The organism is Burkholderia sp. Bp9140 (genome assembly GCF_003853425.1).
Lineage (GTDB): Bacteria > Pseudomonadota > Gammaproteobacteria > Burkholderiales > Burkholderiaceae > Burkholderia.
In genome coordinates, this window is record NZ_QTPQ01000025.1 from 59,631 (window position 1) to 72,563 (window position 12,933).

The 12,933-nt window shown below is 67.6% G+C and carries 11 protein-coding genes; 8 read left to right on the plus strand and 3 right to left on the minus strand.

Features of this window, described 5'->3' with window-relative positions; genetic code table 11:
• Window positions 1-35 precede the first annotated feature (35 nt).
• Window positions 36-1,184: a porin gene (locus tag DIE21_RS21110; RefSeq protein ID WP_124499544.1), complete on the minus strand. Its 1,149-nt coding sequence runs from the start codon at window positions 1,182-1,184 to the stop codon at window positions 36-38.
• 474 nt (window positions 1,185-1,658) lie between these two features.
• Between DIE21_RS21110 and DIE21_RS21115 the strand changes: the two genes are divergently transcribed.
• The 5 genes from DIE21_RS21115 to lpdA all read left to right on the plus strand — a co-directional run bounded on the left by DIE21_RS21115 (window position 1,659) and on the right by lpdA (window position 7,773).
• Window positions 1,659-2,285, plus strand: coding sequence for a flavin reductase family protein (locus DIE21_RS21115; RefSeq protein ID WP_124499545.1), 627 nt, complete (start codon window positions 1,659-1,661; stop codon window positions 2,283-2,285).
• Between the two features lie 404 nt (window positions 2,286-2,689).
• Window positions 2,690-3,922: a 3-methyl-2-oxobutanoate dehydrogenase (2-methylpropanoyl-transferring) subunit alpha gene (locus DIE21_RS21120; RefSeq protein WP_124499546.1), complete on the plus strand. Its 1,233-nt coding sequence runs from the start codon at window positions 2,690-2,692 to the stop codon at window positions 3,920-3,922.
• A 2-nt stretch (window positions 3,923-3,924) separates the two neighbouring features.
• Complete coding sequence (locus DIE21_RS21125; RefSeq protein WP_124499547.1) at window positions 3,925-4,968, plus strand: alpha-ketoacid dehydrogenase subunit beta; 1,044 nt, start codon at window positions 3,925-3,927, stop codon at window positions 4,966-4,968.
• Between the two features lies 1 nt (window position 4,969).
• Entirely contained in the window at window positions 4,970-6,376 is a 1,407-nt protein-coding gene (locus DIE21_RS21130; RefSeq protein ID WP_124499548.1) for a dihydrolipoamide acetyltransferase family protein, read from the plus strand.
• A gap of 5 nt (window positions 6,377-6,381) precedes the next feature.
• Entirely contained in the window at window positions 6,382-7,773 is a 1,392-nt protein-coding gene (lpdA, locus tag DIE21_RS21135) for a dihydrolipoyl dehydrogenase (protein ID WP_124499549.1), read from the plus strand.
• An 85-nt stretch (window positions 7,774-7,858) separates the two neighbouring features.
• Here the strand turns inward: lpdA and DIE21_RS21140 are convergent, their stop codons facing one another.
• The gene (locus DIE21_RS21140) at window positions 7,859-8,833 is read right to left on the minus strand and encodes an alpha/beta hydrolase (protein WP_124499550.1); all 975 of its coding nucleotides are present in this window, start codon (window positions 8,831-8,833) and stop codon (window positions 7,859-7,861) included.
• Window positions 8,834-8,968: 135 nt separating this feature from the next.
• Here DIE21_RS21140 and DIE21_RS21145 point away from each other — a divergent pair, with 135 nt between their 5' ends.
• Complete coding sequence (locus DIE21_RS21145) at window positions 8,969-9,985, plus strand: AraC family transcriptional regulator (protein ID WP_124499551.1); 1,017 nt, start codon at window positions 8,969-8,971, stop codon at window positions 9,983-9,985.
• Window positions 9,986-10,160: 175 nt separating this feature from the next.
• Entirely contained in the window at window positions 10,161-10,790 is a 630-nt protein-coding gene (locus DIE21_RS21150) for an NAD-dependent dehydratase (protein ID WP_124499552.1), read from the plus strand.
• 68 nt (window positions 10,791-10,858) lie between these two features.
• Here the strand turns inward: DIE21_RS21150 and DIE21_RS21155 are convergent, their stop codons facing one another.
• Window positions 10,859-11,776, minus strand: a complete 918-nt coding sequence (locus tag DIE21_RS21155) for a LysR family transcriptional regulator (RefSeq protein ID WP_124499553.1) — start codon at window positions 11,774-11,776, stop codon at window positions 10,859-10,861.
• 129 nt (window positions 11,777-11,905) lie between these two features.
• On the opposite strand from DIE21_RS21155, the gene speB reads away from it, so the two are divergent.
• Window positions 11,906-12,856, plus strand: a complete 951-nt coding sequence (gene speB, locus DIE21_RS21160; protein WP_124499554.1) for an agmatinase — start codon at window positions 11,906-11,908, stop codon at window positions 12,854-12,856.
• Window positions 12,857-12,933 lie beyond the last annotated feature (77 nt).

Genomic DNA, 12,933 nt, shown 5'->3' on the forward strand with positions numbered 1-12,933 from the left:
GCAGGCAACCGTCGCCCGCGCGTCATTGAGTCTCGTCAGAAATGATGCAGCAGCGCGATGCGTGCGACGTACTGGTTGGGGCCGGACGAGATGTCGGCCGCGCCAGGCACATAGGCGTAGTCGAAGTCGGTACCGGTATGCGCGTTGACCGCACGTTGGTAGACGCCTTCGACGAAGACCGATGTGCGCTTCGACACGTCGTAGTTCAGCTTCGTGCTCAGTTGATGCCACTTCGGATTGAACGCGCCGCTCGTCGAATCGACGCGCGCCTGCGTATACGTGTATGCCGCGCCGATGTAGAACGCGGACGTGAAGTGATAGAGCCCGTTGACTTCGAAGTTGTCGAACTTCCACGACTTCCACGTGCCGCCCGGCGGCTGGGTCGTGCCGGTAAAGTAGGCGTTTGACGTCGGGTCGTAGACGTCGACATGCGAATACGCGAAGCCGATCAGCGCGTTCGAGTAGGCGTAGTTCAAGCCGATCCCGATATTTTGCTGCGACGAAGCATCGAATGTGTTGTCACCGGTGATCGCGCCGTTCGAATCGGCGTTGCGCGCGTTACCGATCTTGAGGTACGACGCGCCGATCGTCAGGCTGCCTTGCTGATATTGCAGCGCCGCGCCGTACAGACGGTTGTTCGCAAAGCCGCCTGCCTGGTTGCTGAAACCGTACATTGCCTCGGCCGTGAAGCCGTGCCAGACCGGCGACACGTATTTGACCGCGTTGTTGACGCGGAACGAGTAGTCCGTGTTGTCGTTGTCGTACGGGTGCGCGAACAGGTATCCGGTCCAGTTGCCGTTCGCGGTCAGCGGGGAGAAGAGATCGACACTGGGATCGTACTGCCGGCCGAGCGTGAGCGTGCCGTAGCGGTCCGACGCGATGCCGACGAACGCCTGCCGCCCGAAGGCGCGTCCGCCCTGGCTCATTTTCCCGTTGTTCACGTCGAAGCCGCTTTCGATCTGAAAGACCGCCTGATAGCCGCCGCCGAGATCTTCGACGCCCTTGATGCCCCAGCGGCTGCCGTAATCGTAGCCGCTTTGCAGTTGCACGGTGCCGTGGCCGCGCGCGTTGCTCGTGTAGTTGACGCCGTCCTCTATCTTGCCGTACAGCGTCACGCTGCTCTGCGCGTGCGCGGCGGCAGCCAGCACGGCGACGGGCACGACGACTCCCCAACGCTTGTTCATCACGATTTTCCCCCAAGGTCTTTTGTTTGCTGGTCTGACGTGTGTCGTATCGCGTTGCGTGATGCCGGGCGGCCCTTGGCGATGCGACGGGCGCAGTGTAATAAGCCGTTATTCCGCTGTTAGTGCGTCCGCATGGAAAGGTGCTCTCCATATCGGGGGCTGTTCGGCAGCGCGTAAAGCGGTTACGTGAGGTGGCGATCGAGCGATGGGTATGGGGAGATCGTCGCGGGCTCCGGCGTCGCGAGGGTGAGGCTATCGACGACCGACATGGCTTGCTCGGGGCGGACGTTTCCGAAGGGGATGCCATGCCGGTTCGACACTGCGGCGCGGCTCGCAGGCGCGCTTCACTGCGACGAAAGCGACACCATGTGATACTTGGGCACGCACGTCGCACCGGGTACCTTTGCCGCCATCGGCATACGCGACCCCGCCGATCGCCCTCAACGCAGTTTGCCTCCCGCACGACCACCCGTCATGACCGACTCGAGCCATCACTATTACGAACCGTCGCAAGGCCACGGCCTCCCGCACGATCCGCTGAACGCGATCGTGGGCCCGCGCCCGATCGGCTGGATATCTTCCCGCGGCAACGACGGCACGCTCAACCTCGCGCCGTACAGCTTCTTCAACGCGTTCAACTATCGTCCGCCGATCATCGGATTTTCGAGCACCGCCGCGAAGGACAGCCTGCGCAACGTGCAGGAGACCGGCGAGTTCGTCTGGAACCTCGCGACGCGCGAGCTTGCCGAGAGAATGAACCAGACCTGTGCCGCCGTGCCGTACGGCGTCAACGAATTCGAGCTCGGCGGCCTGACCGCGATTGAGTCGCGCCTCGTCAACGTCCCGCGCGTGGCGGAAAGCGGCGTCAACTTCGAATGCAAGGTGATCGACGTGATCCGGCTGCGCGATCACAAAGGTGTGGATACGCCGGCCTCGCTGGTGCTGGGTGAGGTCGTCGCCGTCCATATCCGGAACGACCTGCTGAAGGACGGCATCTTCGACACGTTCGGCGCGGGCATCATTCTTCGCGCGGGCGGTCCGTCGGCCTACGTGCACGTCAAACCCGACAGCCGGTTCGACATCGCGCGCCCCGACGCGTAATTCGTCGCGCGCCGGCGCGGCCCGGCGAGCGGCCGCTGAAGCGCCCGGAAGGACAAAGACCCCGACGAAGCCAAGGATTTCGCGGGGTCTTTTGCTTCGTATCCTCGAGGATGCTCGGGCGTACACCGACCGGTTCGGTTTCGATTCCCGCTCTCGACCGGCCGTTGATGCAGCGCAGCACGCGCGACATGCATGCGCCCCGCCGGCAGCCCCGATCGCCCGCCGACATCCGCCATGGCAAATCTGCTCACCGCAATCGAGCGGCTTGGTCATCGACGTCCCGCGCCGCAAGGCATAAATTTCCAAGGTTGGCGTGCTTATCCGTGCGCCAGCCCGCGCGTGAGCCGGCAACCGGCCGCGCGTTTCCAACAGCGTGAGACACAATCGAGCGTGGAGACGACACGATGAGCCTGTCAGAGCCATTGCGTCTGCATGTGCCGGAGCCCACCGGGCGTCCGGGCTGCAAGACGGATTTTTCCTATCTGCATCTGTCGCCGGCCGGCGCGGTTCGCCGCCCGCCGATCGACGTTGCGCCGGCGGACACCGCCCATCTCGCCCGCAGCCTCGTGCGCGTGCTCGACGACCACGGCCAGGCCCTCGGCCCGTGGGCACCGGACCTGGACGATGCGCGCCTGATCGCCGGAATGCGCGCGATGCTGAAGACCCGCATCTTCGACGCGCGCATGATGATCGCGCAGCGTCAGAAGAAAATCTCGTTCTACATGGTGAGCCTCGGCGAGGAGGCGATCGGCGCCGCACATGCGATGGCGCTGCGCCACGGCGACATGTGCTTCCCGACCTACCGCCAGCAAAGCATCCTGATCGCGCGTGACGTGCCGCTCGAACGGATGATCTGCCAGCTGATGTCGAACGAAGGCGATCCGCTGAAGGGACGCCAGCTCCCGGTGATGTACTCGGACCGCGAAGCCGGCTTCTTCTCGATTTCAGGCAATCTCGCGACGCAGTTCATCCAGGCGGTCGGCTGGGCGATGGCGTCGGCGATCAAGGGCGACACGAAGATCTCGTCCGCCTGGATCGGCGACGGCGCGACCGCGGAAGCCGACTTCCACACCGCGCTGACGTTCGCGCACGTGTATCGCGCACCGGTCGTGCTGAACGTCGTCAACAACCAGTGGGCGATCTCGACGTTCCAGGCGATCGCGGGCGGCGAGGGCACGACGTTCGCGGGGCGCGGTGTCGGCTGCGGCATCGCTTCGCTGCGCGTCGACGGCAACGACTTCCTCGCGATCTACGCGGCATCGACCTGGGCCGCCGAACGCGCGCGCCGCAATCTGGGCCCGACGCTGATCGAGTGGGTCACCTACCGCGCGGGCGCGCATTCGACCTCGGACGATCCGACGAAATACCGGCCGGCCGACGACTGGGACCATTTCCCGCTCGGCGATCCGATTGCCCGCTTCAAGCAGCACCTGATCGCGAAGGGCATCTGGTCGGACAGCGCGCACGACGCGCTCACGGCCGAGCTCGAGGCCGAGGTGATCACCGCGCAGAAGGAAGCGGAGACGTTCGGGACGCTGGCCGACGACCGGATTCCGTCGCCGGCGTCGATGTTCGACGATGTGTACAAGGAGCTGCCCGCGCACCTGCGCCGTCAGCGCCAGGAACTGGGAGCGTGATCATGGCCCAACATGAAGCAACGGCGGCATCGGAGCAGCCGATGACGATGATCCAGGCGCTGCGCTCCGCGATGGACGTGATGCTCGAGCGCGACGGCGACGTGGTCGTGTTCGGGCAGGATGTCGGCTACTTCGGCGGCGTGTTCCGCTGCACCGAAGGGCTGCAGGCCAAGTACGGCAAGTCGCGCGTGTTCGACGCGCCGATCTCGGAAGGCGGGATCGTCGGCGCGGCGGTCGGGATGGGCGCGTATGGGTTGCGGCCGGTCTGCGAGATCCAGTTCGCGGACTACTTCTACCCGGCGTCCGACCAGATCGTGTCGGAAGGCGCGCGGCTGCGCTACCGCTCCGCGGGCCAGTTCACCGCGCCGCTGACGATCCGCATGCCGTGCGGCGGCGGCATCTACGGCGGCCAGACGCACAGCCAGAGCCCGGAAGCGATGTTCACGCAGGTCTGCGGATTGCGCACGGTGATGCCGTCGAATCCGTACGACGCGAAAGGGCTCCTGATCGCCTCGATCGAGAATGACGATCCGGTGATCTTCCTCGAGCCGAAACGCCTGTACAACGGGCCGTTCGACGGCCATCACGAGCGTCCGGTCACGTCGTGGCTCAAGCATCCGGGCAGCGTGGTGCCGGAAGGCTATTACACGGTGCCGCTCGATACGGCTGCCGTCGTGCGGCCCGGCAGCGACGTGACGGTGCTGACGTATGGCACGACCGTCCACGTGTCGCTCGCCGCGGTCGAGGAAACCGGCATCGACGCGGAAGTGATCGACCTGCGCACGCTGTGGCCGGTCGATCTCGACACGATCGTCGCGTCGGTGCGCAAGACCGGCCGCTGCGTGGTGGTGCACGAGGCGACGCGCACCTGTGGCTACGGCGCGGAACTGGTGTCGCTCGTCCAGGAGCACTGCTTCTACCATCTGGAAGCACCGGTCGAGCGGACGACGGGCTGGGACACGCCGTATCCGCACGCGCAGGAATGGGCGTATTTCCCCGGGCCGGCCCGGGTGGGCGAAGCGTTGCGACGCGTGATGGAGGCCTGAAATGGGGATTCATGTCATCAAGATGCCGGATATCGGCGAAGGGATCGCCGAGGTCGAGCTGGTGGCCTGGCACGTGCAGCCCGGGCAGGTGATCGCCGAAGACCAGCCGCTCGCCGATGTGATGACCGACAAGGCGGCGGTGGAGATTCCGTCGCCGGTCGCGGGCAAGGTGCTGGAACTCGGCGGCCGGATCGGCGAGATGATGGCGGTCGGCAGCGAGTTGATTCGTCTCGAAGTCGAAGGCGATGGCAACCTGAAACCGGGAGCGAAGGCACGCGATGCAGGTGCGGATGCGACGCCGCGTCCGGCGGCGGTCGATGCGCCTGCCAAGGCATCCAGAGTCACCGAGCCAGCCGAAACAGCTGATGCAGAAGCGCACGAGCCGTCGAAGGCAAAGCGTCACGCTGCCGACCGCGCGCCGGCCGCGCCGCGTCGCGCGGAACACGCGGAACACGCGGAACACGCGGAACACGCGGAACACGCGGAACACGCGGAACACGCGTTGCCGCCGCGCGCGGCGCTCGCGCCGGGCGAACGGCCGCTCGCGTCGCCGGCGGTGCGCCAGCGCGCATGGGACATGGGCATCGAGCTGCGCTACGTGCGCGGCACCGGCGAAGCCGGGCGGATCCTGCATGCGGACCTCGATGCGTATGCACGCACGGGCGGCGCTGCGGCGCGTGGATCGCACGCGCACGGCTATGACGAGCGCAACGACGAAACCGAGGTGCCGGTGATCGGCCTGCGGCGCGCGATCGCGCGCAAGATGCAGGAAGCGAAGCGCCGCATTCCGCACTTCAGCTACGTCGAGGAGATCGACGTCACCGAGCTCGAATCGCTGCGCGCCGAGCTGAACCGGCGCCACGGCGACTCGCGCGGCCGGCTCACGCCGCTGCCGCTGCTGATTCGCGCGATAGTGATCGCGCTGCGCGACTTCCCGCAGATCAACGCGCGCTATGACGACGAGGCAGGTGTCGTGACGCAATACGGCGCGGTGCACATGGGCGTCGCGACGCAGACGGACGGCGGCCTCACGGTGCCCGTGCTGCGTCATGCGGAAGCGCGCGACGTGTGGTCGATCTCGGCGGAGATCGCGCGGCTCGCCGACGCGGTGCGCGCGAACCGCGCGCAGCGCGACGAGCTGATTGGCTCGACGATCACGATATCGAGCCTCGGCGCGCTCGGCGGCATCGTGTCGACGCCGGTCATCAATCATCCCGAGGTCGGCATCGTCGGCGTGAACCGGATCGTCGAGCGGCCGATGATCCGCGACGGCGCGATCGTCGCGCGCAAGATGATGAACCTGTCGTCGTCGTTCGACCATCGCGTCGTCGACGGCGCGGACGCGGCCGAATTCATCCAGGCCGTGCGCGGGTTGCTCGAGCGCCCGGCGCTGCTGTTCGCGGAGTGAGCACGATGAATCACGAACACACCACGTTGCTCGTGATCGGCGGCGGTCCGGGCGGTTATGTCGCCGCGATTCGCGCGGGGCAGCTCGGCATTCCGACGGTGCTGGTCGAGCGCGAACGGCTCGGCGGCACGTGCCTGAACATCGGCTGCATTCCGTCGAAGGCGCTGATCCATGTCGCCGATGCGTTCGAGCAGGCATGCGGGCAGGCCGGCGAGGGCATGCTCGGGATTCGCGTGCGCACGCCGGAGATCGACATCGCGAAAAGCGTCGCGTGGAAGGACGGCATCGTCGAGCGGCTCACGCGCGGCGTCGGCGCGCTGCTGAAGAAGCACGGCGTGCGCGTGCTGCATGGCGACGCGTGCGTCGTTGACGGCAAGACGGTCGATGTCGTCGCCGGCGACGACGCGACGCGCATCGCGTGCGAGCACCTGTTGCTCGCGACCGGTTCGGAACCGGTCGCGCTGCCGTCGATGCCGTTCGGCGGCCACGTCGTGTCGTCGACCGAGGCACTGTCGCCCGCGTCGTTGCCGAAGCGGCTGGTCGTCGTCGGCGCCGGGTACATCGGGCTCGAACTCGGGACCGTCTATCGCAAGCTCGGCGTCGACGTCGGCATCGTCGAGGCGGCGCAGCGCGTGCTGCCTGCGTATGACGCGGAACTCGCGAAGCCGGTCGCGGATTCGCTCGCGCGGCTCGGCGTCGGATTGTGGCTGGGTCACAATGTGCTGGGCCTCGCGAGCGACGGCGCGGTGCGCGTGCAGGCGCCCGACGGCACGGAGAAGACGCTGCCGGCCGATCGCGTGCTGGTCGCGGTCGGCCGCCGGCCGCGCGTCGACGGCTTCGGGCTCGAGTCGCTGCCGCTCGATCGCGATGGCCCCGCGCTGCGCATCGACGACGCGTGCCGGACGTCGATGCGCAACGTATGGGCGATCGGCGACGTCGCCGGCGAGCCGATGCTCGCGCATCGCGCGATGGCGCAGGGCGAGATGGTGGCCGAGCTGATCGCGGGACGGCGGCGCACATTCACGCCGGCATCGATCCCGGCCGTGTGCTTCACCGATCCCGAGGTCGTCACGTCCGGCTGGTCGCCCGACGACGCGAAGGCGGCCGGCGTCGACTGCATCAGCGCGTCGTTCCCGTTCGCGGCGAACGGCCGCGCGATGACGCTGCAGGCGACCGACGGTTTCGTACGCGTCGTCGCGCGGCGCGACACGCACCTGATCGTCGGCTGGCAGGCGGTCGGGCGCGGCGTGTCGGAACTGGCCGCGGCGTTCTCGCAGTCGCTCGAGATGGGCGCGCGGCTCGAGGACGTCGGTGGCACGATTCACGCGCATCCGACGCTCGGCGAAGCGATGCAGGAGTCGGCGTTGCGCGCGCTGGGGCATGCGTTGCATGTGTGAGCTTGTGCCGGCATGTGCGGCCGAACGAAGCCCCGCCCTGGCGGGGCTTCTCGTTTGCGCCGTCAGCAGGCGCAGTTCGTTCTGCTCATGAAAGTGCCGGTGCCCGGGCGGGCCGCGCCGTCACGTCGCGGTAGAACGCATCGATCGCGTCCACCATCTGCGCAAGCCCCGGCTGTTCGAGCGGATAGTGGCCGGCGTTCTCGAGCATCACGACCTTGACCGGCACGTCGCGAATGCGCGCGAGGAACGGCTCGCTCAGGTGGCGCGGCGTCCAGCGGTCCGCGGCCGGCTGCGTGAGCAGGACCGGGCAGACGCGGAAATCCTCCGGCTCGAGCGCCGGCCGATACGCCATGTACGAGTCGAGAAAGGCCATCGTCATCGCGTTGCCGGCCGAGGTGCGATCGGACAGCCACACCTTCAGCGCGTCGTCGCGGTTGACGAGCGCGTGCATCTTGCTCGCGAGCGACATCGGGATGCGCATCGCGCGCAGTGGCGTCTTCGCGGTGAAGTGCGTCATCGGGCCGCCGACGCGGCTCATGAACAGGTTGCGTGCGGTTTCGTCGCGCACCTGTTGAAGACGCTGATCGAGGAACGTCATGCCGACGATGCCGTCGACCCTGCCGTTCAACGCGGCCACATGATAGGTCAGCATGCCGCCCGCGCTCAGTCCGTAGAGCACGACCGGGCGATCGTCCTTCGCGCGCTCCGCGTCGATCAAATCGCTGCCGGCGCGCACCCAGTCGTCGTAGCGCACGAGCGCGCCGCGTGCCACTTCGGTCAACCCGTATTCGGGCATGTCGACGGCGATCGTCTCGTAGCCGCGCCGCGCGAGCTGCTCGCCGACGATCATCGACATCTGCCGCCCGTTGGTGCCGACGCCATGGAACAGGATCGCCTTCACTTTGGCCTCGGGATTGCGATACGTGTCGAGGTGGAGGCGATGACCGTTCCAGCGCCACCATTCTTCATGCGGCTCGCGCTCGGCCGTCCACTGGAAATCGGGCGGCAGGAACGCCTGCATGGCGCGCCAGGCGGGCTGGTCTGCATAGGTCCTGGACATGGCGCGGACTCCGGTCGATTGCCCGAAAGGGCGGGTTGCGATGGGTCCCATCATGATCCGGCGACCGGTCGCCGGCCATGCTGGCGTGGGCCAACCACTTTAGAATCTAGGCCAACACACGTCACGAGGTGCCCGATGAACGTCTGGAACCTTGCCCGCAGCCCGGCTTCCGTCCTGCTGATGATCGCGTTCGGGCGCGAGCGCGGGATCGCGCCGGCGGCCTTGCTGAAGGGCTCGCAACTCACGCTGAAGCAGCTCGCCGATCCGGACTTCACCGTGCAGGCCGCGCAGGAGCTGACCGTCGCGTCGAACCTGCTCGCGCTGACCGGCGACGCGCCGGGCGTCGGCCTGACGGTCGGCCTGTCGTACCAGCTGTCGGCATACGGGCTGCTCGGGTACGGGCTGCTGAGCAGCGCGACCGGGATGGACGCCGTCGCGCTGGCGGGCCGCTATCTGGCGCTGACCTATACGTTCGTCGGGATGACGTACCGTCGCGCCGGGCGGCACGACGCGATCGTATTCGACGCGGCACCGGCGCTGTCCGCGCCGCTGCAGCGCTTCTTCGTCGAGCGCGCGATGGGCGCGACCTGCCGCGTGCTGCGCGACGTGATCGGCGACGCGTTCGAACTCGCGACGTTCGATCTTGCGTACGACAAGCAGCCGGGCGGCCGGCAGGTACTCGGCACGCGGGTCCGGTACGGTCGGCCGGCCAATACGATCACGTTCTTGCATGCGCATCTCGAACGGCCGTTGCCGCAGGCCAACGCCGCGACCGCCGCGATGTGCGAGCGCATGTGTGCGGAGCTGGTCTCGCGCCGGCGCACGCGGGTCGATCTCGTGGCGTTCCTGAACGAGTACCTTGCCACGCGTCCGTTCGACCGCCCGCCGCGGCTGCAGGACATCGCGACGCTGCTGAACATGAGCGAGCGCACCCTGAAGCGCCGGCTGCAGGACGAGGGCGTGCGCTTCCGCGACATCTCGAATGCGGTGCGCAAGACGCGCGCGCAGACGCTGATCGCCGAAGGGCGGCTGTCGATCAAGGAAATCGCGGAGGCGCTGGGGTTCAGCGACATGTCGTCGTTCTCGCAGGCATACAAGCGGTGGACCGGTGTTGCGCCGAGCGTGTCGCGGCAGGCGGGATCGGGCTCATAGCGGGCGGGCTGCGGGTTGCTGTTGACCCTTCCGCGCGAACCGTTCATCGTGTCGATTCCACCCTGATTCGCTGGCCGCGCCCGGTTGGGATCACGGCGGCGTGACATGCCGACGGCGGCGCGCGCTGCTGTCGCTCACGACCAGCCGAGGCCGGCCTCACACGGAACAACCCGACATGAAACTGTTGCTCGTCGGCGCGACCGGACTCGTCGGGCGCAACGTCCTCGAAGCCGCGCTGGCCGATGCGCGGGTCGACCAGGTCGTCGTGCTCGCGCGCCGGCCGTTGCCGCCGCATCCGAAGATGCGCGCGCTGGTGGTCGACTTCGATCACCTGCCCGAGGCAGCCGACTGGTGGCAGGCCGACGCGGTGATCTGCACGCTCGGCACCACGATGCGGGTCGCGGGCTCGCGAGCCGCGTTCCGTCGCGTCGATCACGACTATCCGCTGGCCGTCGCGCGTCTCGCGCACCGGTCCGGCACGCCGGCCTGCGTGCTGAATTCCGCGCTCGGCGCGGACCCGGCGTCGCGCATCTTCTACAACCGCGTGAAGGGCGAGGTCGAGCGTGCGCTCGCGGGCATCGGGTTCGCATCGCTCACCTGCGTGCGGCCGGGCCTGATCGGCGGCAGCCGCGACGAGTTCAGGTTCGGCGAACGGATGCTGGTGCGTGCGCTGGGTATCGCCGGGCCGCTGCTGCCGCCGAAGTGGCGCGTGAATCCCGCGTCGCGCATTGCCCGCGCGCTGCTCGACGCCGCGCTCGACGCACGCCCGGGCGTGCATGTGATCGGATCGGAACGGCTCGCCTGAGCCGGAACGGGCGACGTGCCGCCGACGCAGATGGCCGGCACGCATGAACGAACGGACGCTCGCGCCGGCTATTCGCGCACGCAGCCGTCAAGCGGGCCGAACTGTTCCGCGAGCGCATCGCAGAACGCATCGCGCGCTTCGCCGCCGTCGCTGTTGCGCGGCGTCGCGAGCTGGAATTCGACCGTGTGGCTCAGCTTGCTCGCGAGCAGCCTGCGCATCTTGCCGGCCGCAACCCACGGCGCCGCGACATGGTCGGGCAGGAAACCGACATGCGCGCCGGACAGGATGAAGATCACGTCGGCCTCGACGTTCTCCGAGAACGCAGTCGGCTGCGCGTTGCGCAGCGTCGAGCCGGGAGTGTGGGTCTTGTAGCGCCGCGCGACGTTGCTCACGCGTGCGACGTCGTTGACCGATACGGTCCTTTTCTCGGCCAGCGGATGCCGGGCGCCGCAATAGAGCGACTGCTGCTCGACGAACAGCGGCGCGTAGGTGAGGCCAGCCTGGTGCCCGGAGAAATAGCCGACTGCGAGCTGCAGCTCGCCTTTCAGCAATTTGCGCTCGAGCTCGTCGGGCGCGACCGCGAGCATTTCGATCAGCACGTCCGGCGCCTGCGTGCGAAAGCGGCCGACGGCTGTCGCGATCGCTTCGACGATGTCCGGTGCGAGCCGCTCGGACAAACCGATGCGCAGCTCGCCGAGCAGCGTGCCCGACACGTGCTGCGTATCGCGCGTGAAGGCGTCCATTGCCTGCAGCAGGCGCCGCGTCGACTGCAGCACGCGTTCGCCCTTCGCCGTGAGCCGGAAGCCGCTCTTGCCGCGTTCGCACAGCCGGAAGCCGACACGCGTCTCGAGCTTGGCCATCTGCGTGCTGATCGTCGACGGCGCCATCCCGAGCGTACCTTGGGCCGCGCTGAAGCCGCCGCTCTCGACGATCGTGACGAAGAGCCGCAGCAGTTGCACATCCATGTCTCTCAAGCGGGTCAGCATGGCGATACGTCGCGTTTCGTGAAGTCAGCTTATGTTAGTTCATATTTTCCGTTGGATGGCGGCGCGGCAGAATCGGGCACGAGGTCGCCGGTCGCGCGACCGGTGTCCCCATCAGACAGGAATCCGACGATGAGCCAGAACGATCTCGCGTTCACGCGCGACAGCCTTTACGGCACGCAGGCCGAACCGACCTTCGCCGGTGCGACGAGCTTCATGCGCCGGCGCTTCAGCCGCGATCTCGAAGGCGTCGATCTCGCGATCACCGGCGTGCCGTTCGATGCGGCCGCGTCGCACCGGCCGGGTACGCGCTTCGGCCCGCGCGGGCTGCGGGTCGCGTCGACCGGCATCGCGTGGGAACGTCCGTGGCCGTGGACCTTCGACCCGTTCGACGTGCTGGCCGCAGTCGACTACGGCGATTGCGCGTTCGATCTCGGGCAGCCGGAGTCGGTGCCGGGCGCGATCGAGCGGCATGCGGATGCGATCCTCGGGCGCGGCTGCGCGATGCTGACGCTCGGCGGTGACCACTTCATCACGTATCCGCTGCTGAAGGCGCACGCGAAGGTGCACGGGCCGCTGTCGCTCGTGCATTTCGATGCGCACACCGATACGTGGCCCGATCGCGACGTGAAGCGCATCGATCACGGCACGATGTTCTATCACGCGGCGCGGGAAGGGTGGGTCGTGCCCGAGCGATCGGCGCAGATCGGGATTCGTACGACCAACGACGAGCTGATGGGATTCGAGATCCAGGATGCGCGCAGCGTGCACGCGTCGACGCCCGCGGCGGTCGCCGCGCGGATTCGCGAACGCGTCGGCGATCATCCCGTGTACCTGACGTTCGACATCGACTGTCTCGATCCGGCGTTTGCGCCGGGCACCGGCACGCCGGTCTCGGGCGGATTGTCGAGCCATCAGGCGCTCGAGATCCTGCGCCACCTGAACGGCATCAACCTGGTCGGGATGGACGTGGTCGAGGTGTCGCCGCCGTATGACCACGCGGAAATCACGTCGCTGGCCGGCGCGACGATCGCGCTCGAACTCATCTGCCTGTATGCGTCGCGCCGTTCCCGACGAGCGTAAGACTGTTTCGTCAGACCAGGCGATAGCGTGAACGTGGCGCGCGTGCTGACCTACGATGAAGACATCGCGTCCAACGT

Excerpts from the sequence above, each read along its gene's own strand:
- DIE21_RS21110 (WP_124499544.1), bottom strand. The coding sequence starts at position 1,184 with ATGAACAAGCGTTGGGGAGTCGTCGTGCCCGTCGCCGTGCTGGCTGCC.
- DIE21_RS21155 (WP_124499553.1), bottom strand. The coding sequence starts at position 11,776 with ATGCTGACCCGCTTGAGAGACATGGATGTGCAACTGCTGCGGCTCTTC.
- DIE21_RS21125 (WP_124499547.1), top strand. The coding sequence starts at position 3,925 with ATGGCCCAACATGAAGCAACGGCGGCATCGGAGCAGCCGATGACGATG.
- speB (WP_124499554.1), top strand. The coding sequence starts at position 11,906 with ATGAGCCAGAACGATCTCGCGTTCACGCGCGACAGCCTTTACGGCACG.
- DIE21_RS21145 (WP_124499551.1), top strand. The coding sequence starts at position 8,969 with ATGAACGTCTGGAACCTTGCCCGCAGCCCGGCTTCCGTCCTGCTGATG.
- DIE21_RS21115 (WP_124499545.1), top strand. The coding sequence starts at position 1,659 with ATGACCGACTCGAGCCATCACTATTACGAACCGTCGCAAGGCCACGGC.
- DIE21_RS21150 (WP_124499552.1), top strand. The coding sequence starts at position 10,161 with ATGAAACTGTTGCTCGTCGGCGCGACCGGACTCGTCGGGCGCAACGTC.
- DIE21_RS21120 (WP_124499546.1), top strand. The coding sequence starts at position 2,690 with ATGAGCCTGTCAGAGCCATTGCGTCTGCATGTGCCGGAGCCCACCGGG.
- DIE21_RS21140 (WP_124499550.1), bottom strand. The coding sequence starts at position 8,833 with ATGTCCAGGACCTATGCAGACCAGCCCGCCTGGCGCGCCATGCAGGCG.
- lpdA (WP_124499549.1), top strand. The coding sequence starts at position 6,382 with ATGAATCACGAACACACCACGTTGCTCGTGATCGGCGGCGGTCCGGGC.
- DIE21_RS21130 (WP_124499548.1), top strand. The coding sequence starts at position 4,970 with ATGGGGATTCATGTCATCAAGATGCCGGATATCGGCGAAGGGATCGCC.